The sequence below is a fragment of the Corynebacterium provencense genome (genome assembly GCA_900049755.1).
Lineage (GTDB): Bacteria > Actinomycetota > Actinomycetes > Mycobacteriales > Mycobacteriaceae > Corynebacterium > Corynebacterium neomassiliense.
On sequence record LT160592.1, the window covers coordinates 340,638 to 365,803 of the forward strand.

The window sequence follows — 25,166 nt, forward strand, 5'->3', positions numbered from 1 at the left end:
CGCAGGGCTAGCATGGGTGCGATGACAGACTCCACCTTCACTGCCGGCGATGTCGCCCTCGTCTTCGAGGGCGGCGGGGCCCGCAACAGTTTCACAGCTGCCACAGTGCATGAGCTGATGGTCAACGACGTGCACTTCGGCTGGGTCGGCGGGGTGTCCGCCGGATCCTCCCACACCGTGAACTTCCTGGGCCACGACCCCGAACGTGCACGGGAGAGTTTCGTCGAGTTCACGGCGTCCCCCGCCTCCGGCGGAGTGGGCTCCTTCATCCGCGGGGACGGCTACTTCGACGCCGAGTACATCTACGAGACCGCCGGTCTGCCGGGCAACGACCTTCCCTACAACTTCGAGGCCTTCCTCTCTGACCCCACACCGTTCAGCATCGAGGCGACCAATGCCCTGACCGGTGAACCGACGAGGTGGGGGCGACAGGACATCACCGACCTGGACTCGTTGCTCAAGCGGGTCCGGGCGTCCTCGACACTGCCGGTCATCATGAACACGCCGGAAGTCGACGGAACGCCCTATGTCGACGGTGCCCTCAGCGGTTCCGGGGGAATCCCCGTCGACGCCGCCGAGGCCGACGGTTTCGAACGCTACCTCGTGCTGTGCACGAGGCCCCGTGACTATGTGCGCCCGCCGGTGAAGCATCCCGGTGCGGTGCGCCGGATCCTGCGTCGTCACCCCGCCGTCGCCGATGCGGTCATCGCACGCCCGGCACGCTACAACGCCACCAGACGGCACCTTTTCGACCTGGAGAGACAGGGCAGGGCCCTGCTCTTCTTCCCGGAGGAGATGCGGATCTCCAACACCGAGCGCAACCTCGACCGTCTCAAGGCGACCTACTACGACGGTCTGGTGCAGACACAACGGGACTGGGACCGGATCATGGACTTCCTCACCGCCTGACCACCGTGCCCGACCACGGGCGTTCTCCGGATACACTGGGACGGTCCCGGGCCGGCGTACATGTCACGGTGCCTGCCCCTCCCCGACCGCAGAGGACCTTTCCATGGCAGGTGGCCTTTTCGCACTACTCGACGACGTTGCACTGATAGCCAGAAAGGCGGCCGTGGCCACGCGTGATGTCGCCGGTTCCGCGGCGTCCACATCCTCCAAGGCCGCGGCAGTTGTCGTCGATGATGCCGCTGTCGCCCCCGGATTCGTCGAGGGGGTCACCCCGGCCAGGGAGCTTCCCATCGTCTGGAAGATCACGAAAGGGTCCCTGGTCAACAAGATCGTCATCGTCCTGCCGGTCGCGCTCCTGCTGAGCTGGCTGGCCCCCTGGGCTCTGACACCGGTGCTGATGGTCGGCGGCACCTACCTGTGCTTCGAAGGTGCGGAGAAGATCTGGCACGCGGTCGCCGCGCGCAGGGGCGGCCGTTCCATCGGTGACACCCCTGTGGCGGACAAGGGCCCGGATGACGAGAAGTCCCTGGTGAAGGCCGCTGTTCTCACAGATCTGATTCTTTCCGCGGAGATCATGGTCATCTCTCTCAACGAGGTGACCGACAAGCCTTTCCTGGAACGTGCGGTCATTCTTGTCGTCGTCGCACTCATGATCACTGTCGGCGTCTACGGGGTGGTGGGGATGCTCGTCAAGATGGATGATGTCGGGCTGCGTCTGGCGTCCGGCGGACCCGACCGCCCGGGCGCGGTGCGGTGGCTCGGCAGGACGATGGTCTCGGCGATGCCGAAGGTCCTGGCCGCGCTGTCGGTGGTGGGCACGGCCGCGATGCTGTGGGTCGGCGGCCACATCCTGCTCAAAGGTACGGACGACCTCGGTTGGCACGGCCCGTTCTCCGTGGTGCACCACATTGAGGACGCCGCGGAGCCGGCAGGCGCTGCCGTGCAGTGGCTGATCGAGACCGGGTGCTCCGCCGTGACCGGTTTCCTCGTCGGTTCGGTGGTGATGGTGGTGGTGACGTCCGTGGGCAGGGTGGTCCGTCACCGCTCCGGTCACGCCGGGTGACCGCCCTGCTCTCAGACCAGGCGTGAGCGTCGGCGACGGTATCGGTGGGTTTCCGGGAGGAACAGCCGTCCGGGTACCTTCTCCAGTTCCCCCGGTTCAGGCTGCATCGCGGTCTCCACGAGAATCGGCAGGTGGTCCGAACCGTCCTGGGGCAGTGAAGTGACGGTGGATCCCGTATATCCCTGCGACAGCGCCAGGTCGTAACTTCCGCGGAGCACCCCGTAACGCCGGTAGGTGTCCGTGTCACTGCGGGACACCGCATAGCCGTAGGTTCCGACGTAGCGTGCGAGTCCCGCCTGGAACACCGGGTAGTTGAAGTCCCCCACAACCACCGACGGCAGGCCCGGGCCCAGGTCCCTGAGGGCACCGAAGGCGGTTCTGATCTGCTGTCGTCGCAGCGCATTGCTCGCGGTCAACGGCGCCGCGTGGAAGGACGAGATCAGGACTTCACCTCCGAGGACGGAATCATGGGCTCTCACGGTCGCCATGCGCTCCTCCCCCGGTTTCATGACAAGGTCATGGAGGGACTTCTCGAGGGGCACGGTGAGCAGGGAGCGCGGGTCGAATCTGCTCGTCCTCAGATAGACGGCGAGTCCCAGACGGCTTCCGGTGGTGGCCTGGACGAGTTCCAGGTCCCCGATCCGTGACGGCAGGGTGTCTGTGTCCGCCTCCTGGAGGCAGAGTGCGTCGGGGTCGTGAAGCTCCGCCAGTGGTGCGAGTTCGCCCACGGCGTTGTTGTGGTAGAGGTTGTAGCTGATCAGCTTCATCGACATCCACCGTAGTCCACGGGGACGCAGGGGGCCCGACGAACCTGACACGGATGCGGTACCGGCAGGGGAATGACGGGGCATGTCCGCGCGTTACAACTGTCGTGAATATCGACATCTGGTCCGACGTGGCCTGCCCCTGGTGCTACATCGGTAAGCGGCGCTTCGACCGCGCCCTGGCATCATTCCCGCACCGTGACGACATCACTGTGACGTGGCATTCCTATCAGCTTGACCCGACCCTGCCCGCGCATGACCCGCGCTCGGAGGCGGAGTATCTTTCAGCGGTGAAAGGTATGCCCGTCGACCGGGTCCGTGAGATGTTCGGGCATGTCAGCACGCAGGCGGCCGGTGAAGGACTGCACTATGACTTCGACACGCTGGTCGTCGCCAACTCCATGCGCGCCCACCAGCTGATCCAGCTCGCCAGAGAGACCGACGAGAAGAACTCAGTGAAGGGCCCAGAAGAGGGCCCAGAAGAGGGCACGGAGAAGGACGCCCGGAGCAGGGAGGCCTCCACCGTCGAACGACTGGAGGAGGCGCTCTTCGCAGCGCATTTCGAGCAGGGGAAGAACATCGGCGACACCGGTACCCTGGTCGCACTGGCGGTGGAGTCCGGGCTCGATGAGGATGAGGTACGTCAGGAGCTGGAGTCCGGGTCCCGGATTCCTGCGGTACAGGCAGATGTGTCCCGGGCGGCGTCCCTCGGGCTGAACTCCGTGCCCACTTTCGTCCTCGACATGAAGTACGCGGTGCCCGGCGCCCAGCCTACCGAGGTCTTCACCAGGGCCCTGGAGCAGGCCTGGGAGGAGTCCCACCCGCAGAAGCCTTCGTTCGTCAGCGTCAACGGCGCCGGTAACGCGGAAGCCTGCGGCCCGTCCGGCTGCTGACGGGGCTGCTCGGGTACCGGCGGACACCCCTCCGGTACCGGAACCTCACCGTCCTGTTCCTCACCGACCGGTGGGGAGCAGGACGGTCCGTCGTCAGGATCCACGGGAGCCCAGGGGCGGAAGGTGCGGCGCAGAGAGTGCGTGACGGTCCCTTTTCTGTCTCATTCAGTAGTCCGCGCTCAGTGGCCTGTACTCTCCTCCGACGGCCGGCCGGGGTTGTCACGACAGTCTTCACCGGGGTCACACCGGTGTCGACACATTCTCCGAGGGCGAGGTGAGGATCTCCGCACCGTCTGCGGTGATCAGGACGGTGTGCTCACAGTGCGCGGTACGACATCCTGTCGCACTCCGGAGGGTCCAGCCGTCCGGGTCGGTGATGAGCCGGTCGGTGTCGACCATCGCCCAGGGTTCCAGGGCGAGCATGAGTCCGGGCCGGAGCCGGTATCCCCGACCGGGGCGACCTGCATTGGCCACGTGCGGGTCCTGGTGCATCGTCGTGCCGATACCGTGCCCTCCGAACTCGAGGTTGACCGGGTATCCCGCAGCGGTCAGCACGCTGCCGATTTCATGGGACAGGTCCCCGATCCGGGCGCCGGGTCGGGCCGCCGCCACCGCTGCCGCGAGAGCACGACCGGTGGTGTCGATCAGTCGCCGGTCCTCCGCGGTTCCGGAACCGCCGACGATGAAGCTGACCGCGGCGTCCGCGCTGACGCCGTCGAGGGTGAGGGCAAGGTCCAGGGAGAGGAGGTCTCCCTCGGCGAGCCGGTACGGGTGGGGCATGCCGTGGAGCACCGCGTCATTCACGGACGTGCAGATCCAGTGGCCGAAAGGACCGCGTCCGAATGAGGGCGCGTAGTCGACGTAGCAGGATTCCGCGCCGTCGGCGAGGATCATCTCGCGGGTCCACCGGTCGATCTCCAGCAGGTCGGTGCCCGGCCGGGTCCGGTCCCGGACGGTGTGCAGGATGTCGCCGACGAGCGTGCCAGCCACACGGGCACGCTCGATCTGGGAAGTACTGAGAATCTCAATCATTCCGATAACTATACCGTCCATATTATACCGGTGCTAGAGTCGGGGCATGGTCCGACTCCCGCTGACCCCCGAAGAGATCGAACGTGGACGACGGCTCGGCGCACTCTTACGTGAGGCCCGGGGCGACCGATCCATCCTCGACGTCGCCCTCAGAGCGCAGGTCTCCCCGGAGACCCTGCGCAAGATCGAGACCGGACGGATCGCCACCCCCGCCTTCCCCACCATCGCAGCCGTATCCGATGAACTCGGCATATCCCTCGACACACTCTGGCACGCGGTGAACACGGCTCCCGCCGACACCGTGACCGGGCCCGCCAGAGCCAGCTGAACCGGAACGACCGTAGTCTCACGACTGGCCCGGTTCACCCACCCCGCACGTTCTCACGGCCGGTGCAGCAGCTCCGTCACCGGGTCCCAGAGTTCCGGACGCGTCCCGTCCGCCGGGAGAGTGTCCGGGACATCAGGCCCCGGACCGGAACTACCCCCCGATCCCCCACCCGACCTCCCGGCGGATCTCCCACCCGACCCGCGACCGGTGACCAGGTCGGTATAGGCCGCATCGTAGGCTGGCGGAGGCTGCACCCGGGGCGTCCTGACCCTGGACCGTGCTGCTTCCCCCGCAACCCGGGAAAGCTCCCTCTGCGCGTCCGCGCGCAACCACGCCGGCCCGTCGGCCGCCCGCTCCAGATCCTCCACGGCTCGCCGCGGGTCACAGACATGGTCGGCGACGACCAGTCCGCGAACAAAGTGAATGATGCCCCTGTCCCCCGGACGTCGGATCCACAGGTGCAGGGCCATGTCGCAGCAGTGCACCGCCGTCTTCGGCCGGCGGTGCAGAAGAGCAGAACACGCATCCATGAGCCAGGCCTCCGGAAGGACGGCGCCTCCGTCACCGCGCCAGCTCATCGCCGCCCTGTAGAGGCCGTGCCAGTCCCCGTCCTCCAGGAGCACCCCACACCTTTCCCGCCACCACGATTCCGGCCGGTGGCTGGCCCGGGAAGAAACCACGGTCCATATCCTACGGCAGGCCGCACCACCGGGGCCCGGACCCCGGCCGGCCTGTACCACCGACACTCCCGGCACCTGCGACACCGTCTTCACCGGGAGGAGAGTCAGTCCGGCGCCAGGGGGCCGATCACGTCAAAAGTGGCCACCAGAAAGTCCCGGTTACGGTCACACGTCCGCAACGACAGGTCAACGGCGCCACCGAACAACGGTTTTCCTGCACCGAGCAGTACCGGCGCGATCGAAACCTGGACCTCGTCAAGCATCCCGGCGGAGGCGAAGTACGCCGCCAGATCACCGCCACCCGTGATCCACACGTCCCGGTCCCCGGCCGCTTTCCCGATCAGTTCCCGGAACTCCGAGGGATCGCCGGAAAGGAACTCCACCAGCCCGTTCACAGGCTTCAGCGAACGATGCGTGAAGACGAATGTCGGAATCTGCGGCAACCAGTGCGGCTCATGGTCGAGTACCCACAGGTAGGTGGTCGCACCCATCACCTGAGCGCCGACCTCTTCCATGAATGCACCGGCATTCCCGGGACCGGTCTCGTCGATGTCTTTCGTGAACAGCCACTCCAGGGAATCATTCTCATCAGCCAGAAAGCCGTCCAGGGTGGTGGCGGTGTAGAAACGGTAGCGGGTGACGACGGTCAAGTCGGCCTCCAGTGTCTCGTCGTCTCGTCGGTGCCCCGGAATCCTATCGGTACCCCGGACGGTACATACGTGTCCGCGTTGTTCCGCGCCCGCAGACTCCAGTACACCATGCACAGATACCACCCGCCCGGCGAACCTGAGCTGTGGGCACGGAACGGAGCCGGGGCCGGGCAGGGCCAGCTGGTCACCCCTCAACGTTGCAGGAATGTCGGGCGTGGCACGTGGGGTGTGCGTGACCGGGATTGCCGGCGGACACTTGTCCGAGCGGAGGTGTCGTGGTCACACAGACCGCAATGTTTGCGGTCACTGTGTACGGTCTCGCATTCCGCGTCGGTTGTGACCGTTCTCAGTCAACGGTCGACGCAGGTGACGTACTGACTATGCCGGATCCGATAAGTGTCTTTGCCGACCAACGATCTGATCACGCGATCAGCACACAACGGAAACCCTCATAAACGCTAGACGTTGAACCGGAACTCCACCACATCCCCGTCCTGCATCACATAGTCCTTGCCCTCCTGGCGCACCTTGCCGTGGTTGCGTGCTTCGGCAACGGAGCCGTACCGGTCGAGGTCCTCGAAGCTGACGATCTCAGCCTTGATGAATCCACGCTCGAAATCGGAGTGGATCACACCGGCCGCCTGCGGGGCGGTCGCACCCTGGGGAATAGTCCAGGCCCTGGTCTCTTTCGGACCGGCCGTCAGGTAGGTCTGCAGCCCCAGGGTCTCGAACCCCGCCTTCGCGAGGGTCTCCAGGCCCGGTTCATCCTGACCGACCGAGGCAAGCAGCTCAGCTGCCTCGTCTTCCTCGAGCTCCAGAAGCTCCGCCTCGGTCGCGGCGTCCAGGAACACAGCCTCCGCCGGTGCCACCAGGTCACGAAGTTCCTGTTTCTTCGCCTCGTCGGTGAGCACCCCCTCATCGGAGTTGAAGACGTAGAGGAAGGGCTTGGCGGACATGAGGTGCAGATCGTGGACCGGAGCCAGGTCGATCTCACCCTTCTTCGCCGCAGACGACAGGGTGCGTCCGTCCTCCAGGATCTTCTGCGCCGCTTCAGCCACGGTGGCTTCCTCGGCCTTGTCCTTGTCTTTCCTGCCTTCCTTCTGCAGCCGTGGCAGGGCCTTCTCGATGGTCTGCAGGTCGGCAAGGATCAGTTCGGTCTCGATGACGGCGATGTCCGCCTCCGGGTCGACCCTCCCGTCAACGTGGATGACGTTGTCGTCGGAGAATGCCCGCACCACCTCGCAGACGGCGTCCGCTTCGCGGATGTTGGCGAGGAAGGCGTTGCCCATCCCCTCCCCCTCGGAAGCTCCTCTGACGATCCCGGCGATGTCGACGAAGGTGACGGTCGCCGGCAGAATCCGCTCGGAACCGTAGATCTCCGCCAACCGCTTCAGCCGTGGATCGGGAAGCTCCACCATCCCCTCGTTGGGCTCGATGGTGGCGAAGGGGTAGTTCGCCGCGAGCACGTCATTGCGGGTCAGGGCATTGAACAGGGTGGATTTGCCGACATTGGGCAGACCGACGATACCGAGAGTAAGAGACACGGCGTCCATCCTATCCGGTGGGGCGGACACATCCGTCCTCCGGTGTGCCGACCGGCTGACAGGCCCTGCCGGTATCGGGCACAATGGTCCGGGTGAGCAGCGAACAGAGTGACAACCCGAATTCTGACGGCGACCGGACACCCGACCGTCGCTCCCCGCGTGACACCCCCCAGGGCCGTGACTTCGCGGACTTCCTCATGGGTTCGGCACCCCTGCCCACGGAGTCCGCGGCGCCGCTGCCCGGCGAGCAGGAGAGCCTCCTGGAACAGCCGGCGGACACCGACGGTGTGCCGGACACCCGGATTCTTCCCGACATCCCCGAGGTGACCACCGAGGACGCCGACGGCAACGGTATCCCCGACAACGAGGAGGAGATCCGCGACCGGGCCGAGGTCATCGGCACGTCGATGCGCTGGTTCTCCGGCTGGTGTCTGCGTTTCCTCGTCATCGCCGCCGCCGCGACCGTGCTGTGGATCGGTTCTGCCAAACTGTGGGCCGGCATCCTGCCCATCATCCTGTCGATCATCGTGTGCACCGTGCTGTGGCCGGTGGTGAACACCCTTCGCCGCTGGCGTTTCCCCAACGCCCTCGCCGTACTGACGTCGCTGCTGGTGTTCTTCAGCGTCATCGCCGGGGTCATCGCCGCGATCGCCCCGAGCGTCGTCGACCAGACCGGTGAGCTCGTCGACAAGGGCACGGAGGGGGTGGAGAAGATCCAGAACTGGGTGGCGGGCCCCCCACTCAACCTCCAGAACGACCAGATCGACAATGCGATCGACCAGGCCACCAGCTGGCTGCAGAACCGCACCGACCAGATCACCCAGACAGCGGTCGCGGGTGTGTCCGCTGTGACCTCAGCGGTCGTCACCCTTGTGGTGGTGCTGGTGCTGACGTTCTTCTTCCTCAAGGACGGGGAGAAGTTCCTGCCCATGGTCCGCCGGGTGACCGGCCGTCGTGTGGGATGGCACATCACCGAGGCTCTGACCCGGTGCTGGAACACGCTCGGAGGCTTCATCCGCACCCAGGCCCTGGTCAGCTTCATCGACGCCTTCTTCATCGGCCTGGGACTGCTGATCCTCGGAGTCCCCCTGGCCGGCCCGCTCGCGATCATCACATTCTTCGGCGGGTTTATCCCGATCGTCGGTGCCTTCAGCGCCGGTGCCCTGTCGGTGCTTGTCGCCCTGGTCGGCAAGGACTTCACCACAGCGTTGATCGTGCTGCTCATCGTCATCGCCGTCCAGCAGCTGGAGGGCAATGTCCTGTCTCCGCTGCTGCAGTCCCGTGCCATGAACCTGCACCCGGTCGTGGTTCTCCTCTCGGTGACTGTCGGTGGTGGCCTGTGGGGCATCATCGGCGCGTTCCTCGCAGTGCCCGTGGCTGCGATGATCGCGGAGATCCTGCGGTACATCGGGGATCTCACGGACCTGTCGACGGGAGAGAAGACCGCCGAGGAGATACATTTCGCCACCGAGTCCGGGGAGAAGGGGGCCGAGCGAAACGTGGACGCCGCCAGACGCTGGCGGGAATGGCGTGACAGCCGGAAGAAGGTCTCCGCCGGGAGGCCCGGGCAGGGCTCCGAGACAGACACGGGGGCGGAAAATGACACGGAGGACGCCCCACGCTGACGGTCGGGGGACGCCACGTCACCGGGTGCCGCGGGCCGACGGCACGCACGTGGCCTGCGCGCGGCGTCCACACGGTCCTGTACCATGACTGCCCGTGACCACTGACGCCAACGTCCCGGAAGACATTCCCATGAACCGGTGGGGTTTCATACCGCCCTGGGCACCTCTGCTCGTCATGGTGGCTGTCGTGTTCACCGGCGTGGTTCTCGGCGAAGCAGGTACGGTTTTCGTCGCCCTGTTCTTCTTCTCCTGCGTCGTGTGCACCGCCCTCGTCGAACTGAGGGGACTGTTCCTCACCGTCGTGGCGGTCCCGTTCTACTGGTTCGCCGGCACGGGCCTTGTCGGCTTCTTCACCAACCGCGCGGCATTCTCGGGTTCAGGTCGCAAAACCGCGGTCATCACGGCCCTCTACCCCGCTGTCGAAAACTACCTGTGGCTGGTCGCCACCTTCTTCGTCAGTCTCGTCGTCGCGGTGGTCCGCCAGCGTCTGGACGCCGCAGCGCGGGAGAGGGCCCGCCGGCTCGCAAGGGATCGCCGGCGCCGCGCCGCCCAGGCTGACATGGACAACCGCAGGGTGGTCTCACGGGTCAGGGACATCGAGCGCTCCGCCCCCGGGTCCCGCGAGGAGCCCGGCGGGACCGGTGACGGGATGCGGATGCCAGGGGTTCAGCCGGCATCTAAGTCGGTCTCGAGTCCCCGGCATCTGGCGTCCGAGGAGGTGCCGGGTACCCCCGGCGTCCACGGTTCGCCCGACTTCCCCGGTGCCACCGACGGGGCCAGGATCCGGACTGCCGAGGAGCTCAGGGCCGCCAGTGAGCGCAGGAGGTCCCGTTCCTCCGCACCCGTCGATCCGGACCGTCCGCTGGATCTGGACTGATCCGGCCTGACTCCGTTCCTGCACTGCCTCTACAATCGCGGTTATGTCAGATTCCTCCGGACAGTCCGGACCCACCAGCCCGGACTCTCCGTGGCCTGTCCACACGGTCAACGAGAAGGTCAAGGGCTGGATCGAGAGGCTGGGCCATCTGTGGGTGGAGGGACAGATCACCCAGCTGAACATGAAGCCGTCGTGGAAACTGTCCTACATCACCCTGCGGGACGTCTCAGTCGAACAGTCCGTTCCGTTGACCTGTTCCACCGCGATGCTCCGCAGTCTTCCGGTGCCGGTGAAGAACGGCGACCGGGTTGTCGTCTACGGGAAGCCGGCCTACTACACCGGGCGCGGGTCCTTCTCCCTGTGGGTCTCGCGGATCCGCCCGGTCGGGGTCGGCGAGATGCTCGCCCGGATCGAGGAACTCAAACGTGCCCTGGCCGCCGAAGGTCTCTTCGATCCCAGACTGAAGCGTCCCCTGCCGTTCCTGCCGAACAGGATCGGCCTCGTGACCGGCCGGGAGTCGGCCGCCGAACGGGACGTGCTCTCCGTCGCCCGTGACCGGTGGCCTGCCGTCCAGTTCGAGGTGGTGAACACAGCGGTCCAGGGGGCCCAGGCGGTTCCGGAGATTCTCGCGGCGCTGAAGAGGCTCGAGGCGGATCCACGGGTGGACGTCATCATCATCGCCCGCGGCGGGGGATCGGTCGAGGATCTGCTGCCGTTCTCGGAGGAGGCTCTCGCCCGGGCGGTCAGCTCGATGACCACTCCCGTAGTCTCCGCCATCGGGCATGAGCCGGACAACCCGGTGCTCGACAACGTCGCCGACCTGCGGGCGGCCACCCCCACCGACGCCGCCAAGCGGGTGGTCCCGGATGTTGCGGCTGAGCTGGCGCTGGTCGCCGAACTGCGCGACCGTGCCGCCGGTGCGCTGCGGTCCTGGGTCGCCAACGAAAAGAGAGGGCTTGCGTCGGTGAGGTCCCGTCCCGTGCTCGCCGACCCGATGCTGCCGATCACCCGGGCCAGGCAGACGGTCGAGGAGGCCCGGTCACGCAATGACAGGGCACTGGAAGTCCTCGTCCGCACCGCCCGTCACCAGGTGGAGTCGCTGAGGGCCCGGGTCAATGCACTGGGCCCCTCACAGACTCTGCGACGGGGCTACGCGGTGGTGCAGGTGATCCCCCGGGACCACACTCCCCCGCAGGTGGTCACGAGTGTCAGTGAGGTGGAGCCGGGTTCACAGCTACGCATCCGCGTCCTCGACGGTTCGGTCACGGCGGCGGCGATGGGCGTGGAGAAGGCACCCGCCCACGGGCGGGAGGCGGATCCTGCGGACCACCCTGCAGACAGCCCCGCGACGGATCCTGAGGCCCCGTCCACCTCGGCGTCACCGACGACACCATCAGACCAGACCGGCGACGCCACCCCGGCAGAGCCCGCACACGGAAACGGAGAATACGATGAGTGACCAGACCGCCCGGCAGACATTCCGCCCGCTCGAGGAACTCAGCTACGAGGAAGCCCGCGACGAGCTCGTCGAGGTCGTCAAGATCCTGGAACTCGGTCAGATGAGCCTGGACGAGTCACTGCACTACTGGGAACGTGGAGAATCTCTGGCCGCCTACTGTGAGCGCTACCTCGACGGCGCATCGAAGCGGGTGGAGGACGCCCTGGCGAAGCGAGGACAGGAACAGTAGTCCGGCACCGCCCGCAGAGCCGTGGGAGGGTACTCCCCGACCACGCGCCGGTACCGTTCCCGGCGTCCGGCCGCTCCTGCCGGTCCGCACGGCCCGGAACGACCCTCAGGACTCCGGATCCGCCGACGCCGTGGACGGCGACGCACTCCCGGGAACGCCCGGCGTGGCTGACGCTGCAGCGGGCTCCAACGGCTGCGCCTTCGTCGCCGCTTCCGCCATGGTCCGGTACTCGTCTGTCGTGGCCGTCCCCGAGACCAGTAGCCGGACGTCTCCGAGGTCGGCGGCCCAGATTTTCTTCACGTCGTCACCGGTCCAGATCTGCCAGGTGACGTCGCGTCCCGTCGACGAGGACGCTGCGGGAACGACGAAGGTGTCCGTGATCTCACGGTGCTCCCCGTCTTCGTCGTTGACGGCGTCCTCCAGACCGGTCACGGTCTGGGTGAGTGACAGGTAGGCTTCGCCGTCGATCACCCATCCGGCCTCGGAGGAGGGTTGGTTGTCGACCATGGTGCGGCGGCCGGAGTTCGGTTCCCAGTTCTCCGGCAGCTCCGGAAGTCGGACAGGTATGTCCAGTCCCCTGGCGTCGGTCCCGAGGATCGTGGCGATGTCGACCTTCTGTACCGCTCCGGATCGTTCCGCAGGTCCCGGGTTGAAACTGCACAGACCGGTGAAACCCACGGAGAAGAACATCACCACCAGCAGGACGCCCAGCGAGATGACAAGGTCGCGGGTGCTGGTGAACAGGCGGGGTTTCTCGATCTTCACGGCGTCGATTATGTCACGGTGGTGCCCGGATCCCCTCCCCCGGACCTGACCCCCTCCTCCCGGATCATTCCGGACGTGGAACAATGGAGGTGTTGTCCAGTACGCCAGTTCCACTGGTTCTCGCTCATCAACGCACACATCAAGAAAGTTGGTAGCCATGACGGCTCAGCCCACTGTCCCCGTAGAAATTCCTCTCAAGGCACCTGACCGCAACCTCGCAATGGAGCTCGTCCGGGTCACCGAGGCGGCCGCGCTCGCCTCCGGCAAGTGGGTGGGCCGGGGCATGAAGAACGAGGGTGACGGCGCCGCGGTGGACGCGATGCGGTCGATGATCAACACGGTGCAGATGGACGGCGTGGTCGTCATCGGCGAGGGCGAGAAGGACGAGGCGCCCATGCTCTTCAACGGCGAGCACGTCGGGACCGGCGAAGGTGCCGCCGTCGACATCGCAGTCGACCCGGTCGACGGCACCACCTTGATGTCCCAGGGCCGCCCCAACGCGATCTCGGTCCTCGCCGCCGCCGAGCGTGGCGCCATGTACGATCCCTCGGCCGTCTTCTACATGAAGAAGATCGCCACCGGCCCGGAGGCGGCCGGCGTCATCGACATCACCGCCCCGGTCGAGTTCAACGTCAGGGCTGTGGCGAAAGCCAAGGGCGTCGATCCGACGGATGTGACCGTCGTGGTCCTGGACCGTCCCCGTCACGATGAGCTGATCGCCGAGATCCGGGCCGCGGGCGCGAAGGTCCGGCTCATCGGTGACGGTGATGTCGCCGGTGCCGTGCACGCGGCCATGGAGACCAGTTCGGTCGACCTGATGATGGGTACCGGCGGCACCCCGGAGGGCATCATCACCGCCTGTGCCATGAAGTGCATGGGTGGCGAGATCCAGGGCATCCTCGCCCCCAAGGACGACGCCGAACGCCGCAAGGCCCTCGATGCCGGACTCGAACTCGACACTGTGCTGACCACCGCTGATCTGGTGCGTTCGGACAACTGCTACTTCGTCGCCACCGGCGTGACCAACGGTGACCTGCTGCACGGTGTGACCTACCGGAAGACCGGTGCCACGACCACGTCGCTGGTCATGCGTTCGCGCTCCGGCACGATCCGTCGTATCGAGGCAGTCCACCAGCTGCAGAAGCTGCAGGACTACTCCGTCCAGGACTACATCTAGCCGCATCTCCGGTCACCTGACCGGTCCGGCGGCCGGTGACGTCACCCGGAACCTGTCCGGGAAGGGTGACCTCACCCCTGTTGCGGGGGTGGCTGCTGCACCCGCGGTCGTCGTGGGACACAATGGTCCCCGTCACATCATCGAGTAAAGGACATGACAGGACACATGAGCGAGCAGGAATACCGTATCGAGCACGACACGATGGGTGAGGTCAAGGTCCCCGTCAACGCCCTGTGGCGTGCACAGACGCAGCGTGCCGTCGAGAACTTCCCGATCTCCGGGCGTCCCCTGGAGTCCGCCCAGATCCGCGCGATGGGCCTGCTGAAGGCCGCCTGTGCGCAGGTCAACAAGGAGTCCGGTGCCCTGGACGCCACCAAGGCTGACGCCATCATCGCCGCGGCGAAGGACATCGCCGCCGGCCTCTACGACGACGAGTTCCCCATCGACGTCTTCCAGACCGGTTCCGGAACCTCCTCGAACATGAACACCAACGAGGTCATCGCCTCGCTGGCCAAGCGCAACGGCGTCGAGATCCACCCCAACGACGACGTCAACATGGGCCAGTCCTCCAATGACACCTTCCCCACCGCCACCCATGTCGCTGCGACCGAGGCGGCCGTCACCGACCTCATTCCGGCGCTGACCCGGCTCAGGGAGTCCCTCTCGACGAAGGCCTCGGAGTGGGAGACGATCGTCAAGTCCGGCCGCACCCACCTCATGGACGCCGTTCCCGTCACCCTCGGCCAGGAGTTCGGCGGCTACGCCCGACAGATCGAGCTGGGTATCCAGCGTATCGAGGCGACCCTGCCCCGCCTGGGAGAGCTGGCCATCGGCGGCACCGCCACCGGTACCGGTCTGAACACCTCCGCTGATTTCGGCGCGAAGGTCACCGAGGAGCTCAAGAAGCTCACCGGTGTCGAGCAGCTGCGCGAAGCGGAGAACCACTTCGAGGCACAGGCTGCCCGGGACGCACTGGTGGAGTTCTCCGGTGCCATGCGGACCGTCGCAGTCTCCCTGAACAAGATCGCCAATGACATCCGTCTGATGGGCTCGGGTCCGTTGACGGGCCTCGCCGAGATCCACCTCCCCGACCTTCAGCCGGGTTCCTCGATCATGCCCGGCAAGGTCAACCCGGTCCTGTGCGAGACCGCGACCCAGGTTGCCGCGCAGGTCATCGGCAATGACGCCGCTGTCGCCTTCGGCGGGGCGAGCGGGCAGTTCGAGCTGAACGTCTACATCCCGATGATGGCCCGCAATGTGCTGGAGTCCAGCCGACTGCTGTCGAACACGGCGCGCGTCTTCGCCGAGCGTCTCGTCGACGGTATCGAGCCGGCCGTGGAGCGCATGCGCACCCTGGCCGAGTCATCACCGTCGATCGTGACCCCGCTGAACTCCGCGATCGGTTACGAAGCGGCCGCGAAGGTCGCGAAGACCGCGCTGAAGGAAGGTAAGACGATCCGTCAGACGGTCATCGACCTCGGTTTCGTCCCGGACAAGCTGTCCGAGGAGGAGCTCGACAGGCGTCTTGACGTGCTCGCCATGGCGAACACCGACCGCGACTAGTCCCGGCCCGTACCTGTCACCTCACCCGGCACCGCTCCCCTGCGGTGCCGGGTTTCGTTACTGTGGGATCCACCACAGCCCCGCGTGCCCTCAGATCCTCACGGAAGGTGATTCCTTTGTCCACTTCATCCGGTTCCAGGCTCCTCGTCATCGGTGTAGGCGGCCTGGGCAGGTGCATGGTCAATGAGGCGCTCGAGCGCGGACAAGATGTCTCGGTGCTTGTACGGGACCGGTCGCGGCTGGAGGAGCAGGTGGGTTCCGGCACGGTGGCGAAGCTGGCCGAGGTCACCGTCGGTGACGCCACCGACCCGGTCGTCCTCGACTCCGCACTGGTCGGCATCGATGTCGTCCTGTCCGGCAGGGGCGCCGACCCCTCGGTCGCGCGCGAACTGGCCGCAGCGGTGGTCCGCCATCCGGTCCGGAAGATCTGCTGGCCCGCCGGATCCACCAATGTCCTGGCCGAGGACGGCGAGACCCCCAACTACCGGGAGCTCCTCCCGACGTGGCCGGTCGCCGAACAGGTGTACCGCACCCACCAGCAGTGTATCGACCTGCTTGAGGAGTCCGGGGTGACCTGCGTGTTCTTCTGCCCCGGAAAGATGGGGTCGGCCGGTCACAGGAGTCCCGGGGTCGCGCAGACTGTCCGGGTGAACAGGGACGCCGGTCGTTTCGTCTCCTACGAGGACGCCGCCTGGGTGATGCTCGAGGCCGCGCTCACCGACCGCTACGACAATCTCAGGATCAGCGCATCCACACCCGGGTCTGACCGGTCACCGCGGCAGTGACGGGTGGACCCGGGTGCAGCGGTCACGGCAGGTTGCTCCGCCTGTACGGTGAGACGCATGACGATCACCGCAGCTGCTGACGGATCCGCCCTCGGTAACCCTGGTCCGGCGGGGTGGGCCTGGTACATAGACGACCGCACCTGGCATGCGGGGGGCTGGCCGCGCGGGACCAACAACATGGGGGAGCTGATGGCGGTCCTCGACCTGCTGGAGTCCACGGCGTCCGACCCCCGTACCGCGGACGAGGAGCTGCTGGTCCTGTGTGATTCGCAGTACGTCATCAACTCGGTGACGAAGTGGATGCCGGGGTGGAAACGACGGGGCTGGAAGAAACGTGACGGGCGTCCTGTGCTCAATGTGGAGCTCATGCAGGCGATCGACGCCGCGCTCAAGGGCAGGCGGGTCCGGTTCGAGTGGGTCAAGGGTCACGCGGGTCATCCGTTGAATGAGGCTGCTGACCGCCGGGCGAACGCCGCAGCCACGGCGTTCCGGGACGGCGTGGTTCCCGACGAGGGACCCGGCCTGGGAGGCTACCCGACGCCGGGTGCACAGTCAGCGGGGAAGGCGCGCCCGGTACGGTCAGCGGGGCCGACGGAGTCGGCCGGGTCCCCTGTCCCGCGGTCGGACAGCCGGGGGCCTCAGGAGAAGGAGCGGGAGGACGCCCCGGATCCGACGACCGTCGCGGTCCAAGAGCTCGCACTGCTGTCCGATGTCGTCAGGTCCGACCCGGATCTGGCGGAACAGCTTCTCTCTCCTGATCTCGGCTGGACCGACTCCTCCGGAAAGGTCCTGGACCGGGAGGCTTTCCTCGGGTCACTGGCACCTCTGGCGGGGTTCGATGCGGTCGATGACCTGTGTGAGGCAGATATCGTCGCCACCCCACTCAGTCAGAATGTGATTCTCACCACATACGAGACCGATGGTCCACGCGGGCGCGCCCGGTGCTCCTCCGTCTGGGTCAGCGACGGTGAACGGTGGACACTGCGACATCACCAGGCAACTCCCGTTCTCGAATAGGCGACTCCCCTACCAGTTACCGACAGTCACCACAAGGCTCCCCACCCGGATGCGGGGAGCAGTCCCCGACTTTTGCATTGCGTGCAAGAATGCACCGGGTGTAGAACTACGTCTCGTGACTGACAGAGACAACGACTGCCCGGGGCTGCGCGAGCGTAAGCGCCGGGAGACACGGCTGCGCATCGAGGACTGCGGCACAGAGCTCATCCTCGAGCGTGGTTTTGACCAGGTCACACTGGAGGAGATCTGCGACAGAGCCGGTGTAAGCCGCCGCACCTTCTTCAACTACTTCGACTCCAAGGACCAGGTCGCCTCCGGCACCGGACTACCCGCACTGCGTCCGGAAGACCTGAAGTCCTTCGCCACCGCCGATTCAGGGAATGTCGTCCGGGACATCCTGAGGTTTCTCGGCGAACGTATCGACAGTGACCCGGACACGTCCCTGACTCTCTCCCCTGACCGGGAGACGAGCCTGCGCATCAAAGCCAGGAGAAGGATCATCATCTCCCGGACCCCCCATCTCATGTTGGCGGGAATGCGCAGATTCGACGAACTCGCCGGAGCGGTCCTCGAGGCGATTACGGCCAATCTCACCGAGTTCCCGGAACGACGCCGTGCCCCGCACCTGGATGCACACGAGGAGGCGACTCTCCTCACCGCATTCATCCGCCAGTGCCTCATCACCGCTCCACTGATCCACCGGAACGAGGAGAGTTCCCGCACGGAGAGTCTGCACCGCGCGGGACGGGACCTCATCCAGCTGGCCGCGGCCTACGCTGACGGCTGGGACTGACAGGCCGGGCACCGGAATGCCCGGAAGTTACACGAGAAGAGAAGACAGGCATCCTCATATGACAGAAACCGCAACCGGCCGGGTGGCCCACCAGACGCCACCTGCCGCCGCCACGCCCCGGAACAACATTCCGCTGGTGTTCAGCGCACTCATGCTGGGCATGCTGCTGGTCTCGCTGGGCCAGACCATTTTCTCCACCGCCCTGCCGACTGTCGTCGGCGAGCTCGGCGGCACCGACCAGATGAGCTGGGTGATCACGGCGTTCCTGCTGGCCCAGACCATCGGTCTCCCGATCTACGGGAAACTGGGCGACCAGATCGGGCGCAAGCCACTTTTCCTGTTCGCCCTGTCGACATACATGGTCGGCTCCTTCGTCGGGGCCCTGGCCCCGAACATCTGGGTGATCATTGTCGCCCGTGCGATCCAGGGAGTCGGTGGCGGCGGCATGATGGTCCTTTCCCAGGCCATCATCGCCGACGTCGTCCCCGCCCGTCAGCGGGGCAAGTACATGGGCGCGATGGGTGCGGTGTTCGGACTGTCCTCCGTTCTCGGCCCCCTTCTCGGCGGACTCTTCACTGACGGCCCCGGGTGGCGTTGGGCACTGTGGTTCAACATCCCGGTCGCACTCGTCGCCATCGCGATCTCCGTCTTCGCGCTCCACGTGCCCCGTCGTGGTGGCGGAGCGAAGCTCGACATCTGGGGCACCCTGTTCATGGCGGGATTCTCCACCTGCCTCATCCTCTTCATCACCTGGGGCGGCAAAGACCACCCGTGGGGCTCGCCGACGATCATCGGACTCATTGTCGCGACCGTCATCTGCGCGGTGCTCTTCGTTGTCGCGGAGAACAGGGCCGTCGCACCCCTCATCCCCCTGGAGCTGTTCCGCAGCCGGAACTTCGTGCTGTGCACCATGGCAGGTCTCATCATCGGCGTGGTGATGCTCGGAACGCTGGCCTACATGCCGACGTACATCCAGATGGTCCACGGGATGTCGCCGACCAGGGCCGGTCTGATGATGATCCCGATGATCGCCGGTCTGCTGCCGACATCCATCATCGTGGGCTTCATCGTCAGCAACACCGGCCGGTACAAGTGGTACCCCGTGGTCGGTCTGTTCATCACCGCCGCCGGGCTGTTCCTCCTCGGCAACCTGGAGACCCATGACGGGCTCGTCCACCTCGGACTGACCCTGTTCGTCTTCGGACTGGGTCTCGGATTCGCCATGCAGATCCTGGTGCTGATGGTGCAGAACTCCTTCCCGGTGTCCATGGTGGGCACCGCCACGGCCTCCAACAACTTCTTCCGTCAGATCGGGATGTCCATCGGTTCAGCGGTGGTGGGTTCGGTGTTCACCTCACGGCTGCAGGACGATCTCGGAGAGCGGGTCCCCAGTGCCCTCGCCTCTCTCGGAGACAGGGCCGGCGAGTTCACCGCGATGTTCTCCGGCGGTTCCCACAGTCTGACCCCGGAACTCGTCAAGCATTTCCCCGGTGCCCTGCATGAGGCGGTGATCACCAGTTACAACGACGCCCTGGTCCCGATCTTCACCGTCCTGATCCCCTTCGCGGTGATCGCGGGAGTGATCCTCGTCTTCACCCGTGAGGAGAAGCTCAAGGAGACCATCGAGTAGTGCCGGACTGACCCGACACCTGCCACCGACCACCGCACCAGGGACAGCGACGGGGACGCCGGGAACCGGGACGGATCCCGGCCCGGTTCCGGCGGGAAGGGTGGAGACACATGAACCGGGCGGGCAGGCAACAGTGGTTGCCTGCCCGCCCGGTTCTCCTGTCACTGTCGGATTCTGTCTGGCCGGAGCCACATTGAAAGGGCCGCTCGACCGTGCCGTGGGGCCGTTCGGGGTCCGGGAGCGTACGCCCCCGCGGTCAGCTGGCTGTGGTCCCGGCGTCCCCGGCGTCCCCGGCGTCCTCCGTGTCCCCGGCCCCGATGACCCGTTCACGGTACTCCGGGTGTGCCGGACCGCCTTCCAGCACCTTCTCGAAGCTGACGATGTCCCGCCAGCGTCCCTTCATCGGCCCGTAGTTCATGCGGGCCATCGTGTGGGCGGTCCCGATCTCCTGGAAACCGCGTGACCGGTGAAGCTTCATCGACCCCTCGTTCTCCGGGAAGACCACGGAGTGGATGGACCAGCAGCCGGCCTCCGTCGACTTGTCGATGAGATGGTCCAGCAGGGCACCTGCGACTCCCCTGCCGGTGGCCCGGGGTGACACGTAGATCGAATCCTCGACAACACCGCTGAACACGGTCCGGTGTGAGTACCAGGAGCCGGTGACCCAGCCGAGGATCTCACCGTCTTCATCTGCGACGAACATGAGGTTGGGTCGGCGGTGAGCTGTGAAATCCTCCCAACTCACGGTCTCTCCCTCATAGGTCGCGTGGCCGGTGTCCATCCCGGCCTGCTGGATGGCAGCAACCTGGGGGTAGTCGTCCTCCCGCATGGGGCGGATGGTGAAAGTCATGGAGCTGATTTTAGGTGTACCGGCGCCGCCGTGCACACGATCGCACCTCAGCCGCGTTCCAGCAGATCTGTGACAAGTTCAGCGATGGCGGACCGTTCGGAGCGGGTGAGGGTCACGTGCGCGAAAAGGGGGTGGCCCTTGAGCTTCTCGATCACGGCCCGGATTCCGTCGTGTCGTCCCACCCGGAGATTGTCGCGCTGTGCGACATCATGGGTGAGCACGACCCGGGAATTTCGTCCCATACGGGACAGGACGGTGAGAAGGACATTGCGTTCCAGGGACTGTGCCTCGTCGACGATGACGAAACTGTCGTGCAGGCTGCGTCCCCGGATGTGTGTCAGCGGGAGGACCTCCAGCAGTTCCCGGTCCATCACCTCGTCGATGACGTTCTCGCTGACCAGTCCTTCGAGCGTGTCGAAGACTGCCTGTGCCCAGGGGGTCATCTTGTCGTCGGCGTCCCCGGGCAGGAAGCCCAGGTCCTGGCCACCCACCGCATAGACCGGGCGGAAGACCACGATCCTGCGGTGCAGACCGCGTTCCATCACGCTTTCGAGTCCGGCACACAGCGCCAACGCGGACTTGCCGGTACCCGCCGACCCCCCGAGTGAGACGATCCCCACTTCTTCGTCGAGCAGGAGGTCGAGCGCGACCCGCTGGCGTGCGCTGCGGCCACGAAGACCGAAGGCCTCCAGGTCGGTGGGCACTGCGCGGAGCACCCCTCCCGGGGCGACGCGGGCGAGGGCGGACTGGGTTCCGGCAGTCAGCCTGACACCGCAGTGCACCGGCAGGTCCGGCAGCTGCTCACCGCGCTCCCCCGTCCTGGCGTCGATGATTCCCGCACCGTCGACTGCCCCGGAGGCGAACAGTTCGTCGATGACATCGGGTCGCACCTCGGCGCCGGCCATGCCGTCATAGCCGCTGAAGACGACGTCCTGGGCCCGGTACTCGTCGGCGTCGAGCCCGACCGAACCCGCCTTGACCCGCAGCGGGACGTCCTTGGTGACGAGGGTGACGGGGTCCCCGTCCCTGCTGAGGTTGAGGGCGCAGGTCAGGATGCGCCGGTCGTTGTCTGCACCGTCGGACGCCGCGCCCGGGCTCAGGCGGAGTCCCGCCGGCAGCACGGATTCGTCGGAGTGGTTCAGTTCGACACGCAGGGTGCCGCCCTCCGGGGTGACGGTGATGTCCCGGTCGAGGCGTCCTTCAGTCCGGCGGAGATCTTCGAGGAGGTTGAGGGCCTGCCGGGCGAACCAGCCGAGTTCGGGGTGGTGGCGCTTCGCCTCGAGTTCGCTGACGACGACAACGGGAAGGACGACGCGGTGCTCGGCGAACTTCAGGAGGGCCCACGGGTCGGACAGCAGGACGGAGGTGTCGATGACGTAGGTGCGCAGACGGACGCAGGCCGCACCGTCGGTGCGGCCTGCGGTTGTGGTTGCGGTGGTGGTGTCGGTCATGTCCCCGACGCTACGGAACCGGAATGTTACTCACACGGATGTGAGATGAACACCGTGTGAAATCAATGCTGTACCACCCTCACCTCGAGCTCGAGGCCCGCCGGCCCCGGCACGTCCCCACGAACTGCTGCACCACCTCGTCGTCACGGTCACGTCTCCACACCAGTGCGACCTGGGTGCCGGGCCCCCCGGACAGTGTCCGGTGGGCCACTCCCCTGCGGTTCAGGGAGCGCAGCAGCGGGCGGGGTGCGACCACATGACCGACGTTGGCCGCCACGACGTCGAGGTTCTCCCGGACGACAGAGGGGACCACCCCCCGGTAGAGAAGTACGTCACCGGTGAGATCGTCCGGGTCCACCGGTTCACCGTCCCCGAGGGCGGTGACGGGGTGGTCCGCAGGTACCGCGACGCCCGCAGTTTCCTCGTACAGGAGGACACGGTGCAGACCGTGGGCGTCCATTTCGGCGTTCCCGATCTCCTTCAGTCCTGCCAGGTCCCCGGCACCGACTCCCCCGTCCCAGTGCACTCCCGGTATCCGGACGATTCCGATGTCGGCGGTACCGGCGAGCACATGGCGCAGCGGATCATCAGTCTGCGCTCCTGCAGCTCTCCACCCCGGCACCCGGGAGTCGAAGCGTCCGAACCATTTACCGGGGACGACACCGGGTGCGAAAACGACCCTGAGATAGTGCATCCGGTCATCCTACAGGCCGGAGAAACCAACCGGGCCGACGAACCGGGCCGGCCGTCCCCTGTCCGTCCCTGTCCGTCCCTGTCCGGGAACGGCCCGCCGCCCCTATACACTGGACGACCATGACCGATGCGAACCGCATGAAGCCGCAGACCGCGGCGAAGAAGCTCAACATCTACCTTCCCGCCGCTCCCGAGCACTTCCGGGAGACCCCGCTGACCCATGACGAGTTCGTGGCGCTCCAGGCCGATCCTCCGGAGTGGCTCCGTCAGCTCCGGCGCGAGGGTCCGTTCCCCCGCGCGGAGGTGGCACGCAAACTCGGGGTGACGATCACCGCACTCAAGGCCGGTGACGCCGACCGGCCGTACACGGCGGAGGAGATCCGCGCCCTGCTCGACGACCAGCCTGAATGGTTGCGCAGTGCCAGGGCTGCACTGGCGGCACGCCGCGCCGCCGACGGAGTCCGAGGGGGCGACGGAGTCCGAGGGGACGCCGATGTTCGAGGCGACGGGGACAGCGGCGCCGATGGGAACAGCACGGGGAACGGCGGAGAGGACGCCTGAGAGCACGGCCTGAGGACCCGGCGGAGACCGCCGGCGGGGACGGTCCATGCCGTGCCCTCCACACATGACGGAACCCCTCCTCCCCGGGTGACGAGCCGGGGAGTCGGGGTTCCTGTTCGGAAGGACCGTGTCGCGGGTGACGAGTCCGCGTGGCCGTAACTTCCGTTTCGCTGCGCCAGACAGGTGAACTGCAGCCCAGGGAGCGCGTTGGAGGTGCCGCAGTCCCGTTACCTGTGCCCGGTGAGAAGAGGAAGCCGGACAGTCGGTTCCGAGGCTGAAAACCCTGGATTCCACCTGCTGTTGCAACTGATCCACAACTGCAGTGCGCCGTAGGTGACTAGCCTTCGACACGCCCATGAGGTTAGCGACCCCTAACGCGACGTGTCAACAATTCAACAACACCTGTGTTGCGTAAATAACCTCAAAGCCGCGTGACCTGCGAGTTTTTTCGCTCACGGCGTCCCCCTTCATCTTACCCCCGCACTCCACCCCCGATCCGCCCGCGAAATATTGCACTACGACCTCCGGGTGCAGATAGTATGATTTTGTAATCATCGAAGAGACGTAGGTCACATGGTTTCCCTCAGTGAGGTTTACCCCACCGTCTCACCGGTCCACTCCCACGAGGAAAGGCTGTCATGAAGAACTTCCTGGCCCGCACCATTTTCGACGAAGAACACGACATGTTCCGCGACACCTGCCGCGAGTTCGTCGAGCAAGAGATCCGGCCCAACGTAGACAGGTGGCACGAGCAGGGATTCTGCGACCGTTCCATGTACCGGGCGGCCGGGCAGCTGGGCCTGCTCGGCATCACCTCCCCCGAGGAGTTCGGCGGAGGCGGAATGGGATCGGACTACCGCTTCAACGCCATCCTCTCCGAGGAACTCGCCCAGGCAGACTGCGGATCCGTGATCGTCTCCGTACAGGTCATCAACGACCTGGTGATCCCCTACCTCGAGCGCTTCGCCACCGACGAGCAGAAGAGCCGCTTCCTCGCCCCGCTGTGCTCGGGCGAGAAGATCGGTGCCATCGCCATGACCGAGCCCGGCGCCGGCGCAGACCTCGCCGGCATCCGCTCCACCGCGCTGAAGAACGAGAACGGCGACTACGTCCTCAACGGCTCCAAGACCTTCATCTCCAACGGTGTCCAGGCCGACTTCACCATCGTCGTCGCCGTCACCGACCCCTCCGCCGGGCGTGCCGGAGTGTCCCTGATCATCGTCGAAGACGGAATGGAGGGCTACACCAAGACAGGGCCCCTCAAGAAGGTCGGGCTGAAGGCACAGGACACCGCCGAACTCAGCTTCGAGAACGTCATCGTCCCGGCCGCGAACCTCCTCGGTGAGGAAGGCGCCGGCTTCGGATACCTGCGCACCAACCTCGCCCAGGAACGCATCTCCATCGCCGTGGGCTCCATCGCCACCTCCCGCAGGGCCTTCGACCTCGTCTACCAGCACTCACAGGACCGGAAGACCTTCGGCAGCCGACTGATCGACCACCAGGCCTACGGCTGGGAACTGGCGAAGATGGCGACGGAGATCCAGTCCGCGCAGTCCTTCGTGGACGCCGCCGTCGAAGCCAAGATCAAGGGCGAACTTGACGAGGTCACCGCCTCGATGGCCAAGTACCTGACCACCGAACTGCAGATCAAGGTCGTCAACACCGCCCTGCAGCTCCACGGAGGCTACGGCTTCATGATGGAGTACCCGATCGCCACGCACTACCTCGACTCCCGCGTCCAGCCGATCTACGGCGGCCCGAACGAGATCATGCTCGAGATCATCTCCCGCCGCCTCGCCAAGGGAATCCACTGACCGCACCGGTCCAG

Annotated in this window: 25 protein-coding genes; 16 read left to right on the plus strand and 9 right to left on the minus strand. The window is 66.1% G+C overall.

Annotation, left to right across the window (positions count from 1 at the left end):
• The first annotated feature begins 21 nt into the window (after positions 1 to 21).
• Both BN3906_RS01525 and BN3906_RS01530 read left to right on the plus strand, forming a co-directional pair.
• Positions 22 to 909, plus strand: a complete 888-nt coding sequence (locus BN3906_RS01525; RefSeq protein WP_066585772.1) for a patatin-like phospholipase family protein — start codon at positions 22 to 24, stop codon at positions 907 to 909.
• Between the two features lie 103 nt (positions 910 to 1,012).
• Positions 1,013 to 1,972, plus strand: a complete 960-nt coding sequence (locus BN3906_RS01530; RefSeq protein WP_066583245.1) for a DUF808 domain-containing protein — start codon at positions 1,013 to 1,015, stop codon at positions 1,970 to 1,972.
• A gap of 11 nt (positions 1,973 to 1,983) precedes the next feature.
• Here BN3906_RS01530 and BN3906_RS01535 read toward each other — a convergent pair whose 3' ends face one another.
• A complete protein-coding gene (locus tag BN3906_RS01535; RefSeq protein WP_066583250.1) occupies positions 1,984 to 2,739 on the minus strand; it encodes an endonuclease/exonuclease/phosphatase family protein in 756 nt (251 codons plus the stop codon).
• Positions 2,740 to 2,843: 104 nt separating this feature from the next.
• On the opposite strand from BN3906_RS01535, the gene BN3906_RS01540 reads away from it, so the two are divergent.
• On the plus strand, positions 2,844 to 3,629 hold the full coding sequence (locus tag BN3906_RS01540) for a DsbA family oxidoreductase (RefSeq protein ID WP_066583254.1): 786 nt from the start codon (positions 2,844 to 2,846) through the stop codon (positions 3,627 to 3,629).
• A gap of 240 nt (positions 3,630 to 3,869) precedes the next feature.
• On the opposite strand, the gene map is transcribed toward BN3906_RS01540, so the two are convergent.
• Positions 3,870 to 4,661, minus strand: a complete 792-nt coding sequence (gene map, locus BN3906_RS01545) for a type I methionyl aminopeptidase (protein WP_066583257.1) — start codon at positions 4,659 to 4,661, stop codon at positions 3,870 to 3,872.
• 46 nt (positions 4,662 to 4,707) lie between these two features.
• On the opposite strand from map, the gene BN3906_RS01550 reads away from it, so the two are divergent.
• On the plus strand, positions 4,708 to 4,989 hold the full coding sequence (locus BN3906_RS01550; protein ID WP_066583260.1) for a helix-turn-helix domain-containing protein: 282 nt from the start codon (positions 4,708 to 4,710) through the stop codon (positions 4,987 to 4,989).
• 53 nt (positions 4,990 to 5,042) lie between these two features.
• Here the strand turns inward: BN3906_RS01550 and BN3906_RS01555 are convergent, their stop codons facing one another.
• From BN3906_RS01555 to ychF, 3 genes are all read right to left on the minus strand, one after another.
• Positions 5,043 to 5,612, minus strand: a complete 570-nt coding sequence (locus BN3906_RS01555; RefSeq protein WP_066583264.1) for a hypothetical protein — start codon at positions 5,610 to 5,612, stop codon at positions 5,043 to 5,045.
• A 161-nt stretch (positions 5,613 to 5,773) separates the two neighbouring features.
• A complete protein-coding gene (locus BN3906_RS01560) occupies positions 5,774 to 6,319 on the minus strand; it encodes a dihydrofolate reductase family protein (RefSeq protein ID WP_066583268.1) in 546 nt (181 codons plus the stop codon).
• A 458-nt stretch (positions 6,320 to 6,777) separates the two neighbouring features.
• Positions 6,778 to 7,863 (minus strand): redox-regulated ATPase YchF, encoded by a 1,086-nt coding sequence (ychF, locus tag BN3906_RS01565; RefSeq protein WP_066585773.1) that lies wholly within the window; start codon positions 7,861 to 7,863, stop codon positions 6,778 to 6,780.
• A gap of 83 nt (positions 7,864 to 7,946) precedes the next feature.
• Here ychF and BN3906_RS01570 point away from each other — a divergent pair, with 83 nt between their 5' ends.
• From BN3906_RS01570 to BN3906_RS01585, 4 genes are all read left to right on the plus strand, one after another.
• Positions 7,947 to 9,488: an AI-2E family transporter gene (locus tag BN3906_RS01570; protein ID WP_066583270.1), complete on the plus strand. Its 1,542-nt coding sequence runs from the start codon at positions 7,947 to 7,949 to the stop codon at positions 9,486 to 9,488.
• A gap of 94 nt (positions 9,489 to 9,582) precedes the next feature.
• The gene (locus BN3906_RS01575) at positions 9,583 to 10,365 is read left to right on the plus strand and encodes a DUF6542 domain-containing protein (RefSeq protein ID WP_227871210.1); all 783 of its coding nucleotides are present in this window, start codon (positions 9,583 to 9,585) and stop codon (positions 10,363 to 10,365) included.
• A gap of 43 nt (positions 10,366 to 10,408) precedes the next feature.
• Complete coding sequence (gene xseA, locus BN3906_RS01580; protein ID WP_078057028.1) at positions 10,409 to 11,824, plus strand: exodeoxyribonuclease VII large subunit; 1,416 nt, start codon at positions 10,409 to 10,411, stop codon at positions 11,822 to 11,824.
• The gene (locus tag BN3906_RS01585) at positions 11,817 to 12,053 is read left to right on the plus strand and encodes an exodeoxyribonuclease VII small subunit (protein WP_066583273.1); all 237 of its coding nucleotides are present in this window, start codon (positions 11,817 to 11,819) and stop codon (positions 12,051 to 12,053) included. The genes xseA and BN3906_RS01585 overlap by 8 nt, the downstream gene beginning before the upstream one ends.
• Positions 12,054 to 12,158: 105 nt before the next feature.
• Here the strand turns inward: BN3906_RS01585 and BN3906_RS01590 are convergent, their stop codons facing one another.
• The gene (locus tag BN3906_RS01590; protein WP_237559625.1) at positions 12,159 to 12,818 is read right to left on the minus strand and encodes a DUF4245 domain-containing protein; all 660 of its coding nucleotides are present in this window, start codon (positions 12,816 to 12,818) and stop codon (positions 12,159 to 12,161) included.
• Between the two features lie 157 nt (positions 12,819 to 12,975).
• On the opposite strand from BN3906_RS01590, the gene glpX reads away from it, so the two are divergent.
• The 6 genes from glpX to BN3906_RS01620 all read left to right on the plus strand — a co-directional run bounded on the left by glpX (position 12,976) and on the right by BN3906_RS01620 (position 19,783).
• Entirely contained in the window at positions 12,976 to 13,995 is a 1,020-nt protein-coding gene (glpX, locus tag BN3906_RS01595; RefSeq protein ID WP_066583276.1) for a class II fructose-bisphosphatase, read from the plus strand.
• 165 nt (positions 13,996 to 14,160) lie between these two features.
• On the plus strand, positions 14,161 to 15,558 hold the full coding sequence (locus BN3906_RS01600; RefSeq protein ID WP_066583281.1) for a class II fumarate hydratase: 1,398 nt from the start codon (positions 14,161 to 14,163) through the stop codon (positions 15,556 to 15,558).
• 116 nt (positions 15,559 to 15,674) lie between these two features.
• On the plus strand, positions 15,675 to 16,343 hold the full coding sequence (locus BN3906_RS01605) for an NAD(P)H-binding protein (RefSeq protein WP_066583283.1): 669 nt from the start codon (positions 15,675 to 15,677) through the stop codon (positions 16,341 to 16,343).
• 57 nt (positions 16,344 to 16,400) lie between these two features.
• Entirely contained in the window at positions 16,401 to 17,360 is a 960-nt protein-coding gene (locus BN3906_RS01610; protein WP_066583286.1) for a ribonuclease HI family protein, read from the plus strand.
• A 115-nt stretch (positions 17,361 to 17,475) separates the two neighbouring features.
• Positions 17,476 to 18,153 carry a TetR/AcrR family transcriptional regulator gene (locus tag BN3906_RS01615; protein ID WP_066583294.1) on the plus strand — a complete coding sequence of 226 codons (678 nt, stop codon included), beginning with the start codon at positions 17,476 to 17,478 and terminating at the stop codon, positions 18,151 to 18,153.
• A 58-nt stretch (positions 18,154 to 18,211) separates the two neighbouring features.
• A complete protein-coding gene (locus tag BN3906_RS01620) occupies positions 18,212 to 19,783 on the plus strand; it encodes an MDR family MFS transporter (RefSeq protein WP_066583300.1) in 1,572 nt (523 codons plus the stop codon).
• Between the two features lie 256 nt (positions 19,784 to 20,039).
• Here BN3906_RS01620 and BN3906_RS01625 read toward each other — a convergent pair whose 3' ends face one another.
• The 3 genes from BN3906_RS01625 to BN3906_RS01635 form a co-directional block, all read right to left on the minus strand.
• Positions 20,040 to 20,633: a GNAT family N-acetyltransferase gene (locus BN3906_RS01625; protein WP_066583303.1), complete on the minus strand. Its 594-nt coding sequence runs from the start codon at positions 20,631 to 20,633 to the stop codon at positions 20,040 to 20,042.
• 47 nt (positions 20,634 to 20,680) lie between these two features.
• Positions 20,681 to 22,084, minus strand: a complete 1,404-nt coding sequence (gene phoH2, locus BN3906_RS01630; protein WP_066583308.1) for an RNA 5'-3' helicase PhoH2 — start codon at positions 22,082 to 22,084, stop codon at positions 20,681 to 20,683.
• A gap of 79 nt (positions 22,085 to 22,163) precedes the next feature.
• Positions 22,164 to 22,778 carry a type 2 periplasmic-binding domain-containing protein gene (locus tag BN3906_RS01635; protein ID WP_066583310.1) on the minus strand — a complete coding sequence of 205 codons (615 nt, stop codon included), beginning with the start codon at positions 22,776 to 22,778 and terminating at the stop codon, positions 22,164 to 22,166.
• Positions 22,779 to 22,897: 119 nt separating this feature from the next.
• On the opposite strand from BN3906_RS01635, the gene BN3906_RS01640 reads away from it, so the two are divergent.
• Positions 22,898 to 23,338: a DUF5997 family protein gene (locus tag BN3906_RS01640; protein ID WP_222705258.1), complete on the plus strand. Its 441-nt coding sequence runs from the start codon at positions 22,898 to 22,900 to the stop codon at positions 23,336 to 23,338.
• A gap of 638 nt (positions 23,339 to 23,976) precedes the next feature.
• The gene (locus tag BN3906_RS01645) at positions 23,977 to 25,152 is read left to right on the plus strand and encodes an acyl-CoA dehydrogenase family protein (RefSeq protein ID WP_066583311.1); all 1,176 of its coding nucleotides are present in this window, start codon (positions 23,977 to 23,979) and stop codon (positions 25,150 to 25,152) included.
• The last annotated feature ends 14 nt before the right edge of the window (positions 25,153 to 25,166 follow it).

Bases quoted from the DNA above. Each gene is read 5' to 3' on its own strand.
- BN3906_RS01525 (WP_066585772.1), top strand. From the start codon at position 22: ATGACAGACTCCACCTTCACTGCCGGCGATGTCGCCCTCGTCTTCGAG.
- BN3906_RS01530 (WP_066583245.1), top strand. From the start codon at position 1,013: ATGGCAGGTGGCCTTTTCGCACTACTCGACGACGTTGCACTGATAGCC.
- BN3906_RS01535 (WP_066583250.1), bottom strand. From the start codon at position 2,739: ATGAAGCTGATCAGCTACAACCTCTACCACAACAACGCCGTGGGCGAA.
- map (WP_066583257.1), bottom strand. From the start codon at position 4,661: ATGATTGAGATTCTCAGTACTTCCCAGATCGAGCGTGCCCGTGTGGCT.
- BN3906_RS01550 (WP_066583260.1), top strand. From the start codon at position 4,708: ATGGTCCGACTCCCGCTGACCCCCGAAGAGATCGAACGTGGACGACGG.
- BN3906_RS01570 (WP_066583270.1), top strand. From the start codon at position 7,947: ATGGTCCGGGTGAGCAGCGAACAGAGTGACAACCCGAATTCTGACGGC.
- xseA (WP_078057028.1), top strand. From the start codon at position 10,409: ATGTCAGATTCCTCCGGACAGTCCGGACCCACCAGCCCGGACTCTCCG.
- BN3906_RS01585 (WP_066583273.1), top strand. From the start codon at position 11,817: ATGAGTGACCAGACCGCCCGGCAGACATTCCGCCCGCTCGAGGAACTC.
- glpX (WP_066583276.1), top strand. From the start codon at position 12,976: ATGACGGCTCAGCCCACTGTCCCCGTAGAAATTCCTCTCAAGGCACCT.
- BN3906_RS01600 (WP_066583281.1), top strand. From the start codon at position 14,161: ATGAGCGAGCAGGAATACCGTATCGAGCACGACACGATGGGTGAGGTC.
- BN3906_RS01610 (WP_066583286.1), top strand. From the start codon at position 16,401: ATGACGATCACCGCAGCTGCTGACGGATCCGCCCTCGGTAACCCTGGT.
- BN3906_RS01620 (WP_066583300.1), top strand. From the start codon at position 18,212: ATGACAGAAACCGCAACCGGCCGGGTGGCCCACCAGACGCCACCTGCC.
- BN3906_RS01625 (WP_066583303.1), bottom strand. From the start codon at position 20,633: ATGACTTTCACCATCCGCCCCATGCGGGAGGACGACTACCCCCAGGTT.
- phoH2 (WP_066583308.1), bottom strand. From the start codon at position 22,084: ATGACCGACACCACCACCGCAACCACAACCGCAGGCCGCACCGACGGT.
- BN3906_RS01635 (WP_066583310.1), bottom strand. From the start codon at position 22,778: ATGCACTATCTCAGGGTCGTTTTCGCACCCGGTGTCGTCCCCGGTAAA.
- BN3906_RS01640 (WP_222705258.1), top strand. From the start codon at position 22,898: ATGACCGATGCGAACCGCATGAAGCCGCAGACCGCGGCGAAGAAGCTC.
- BN3906_RS01645 (WP_066583311.1), top strand. From the start codon at position 23,977: ATGAAGAACTTCCTGGCCCGCACCATTTTCGACGAAGAACACGACATG.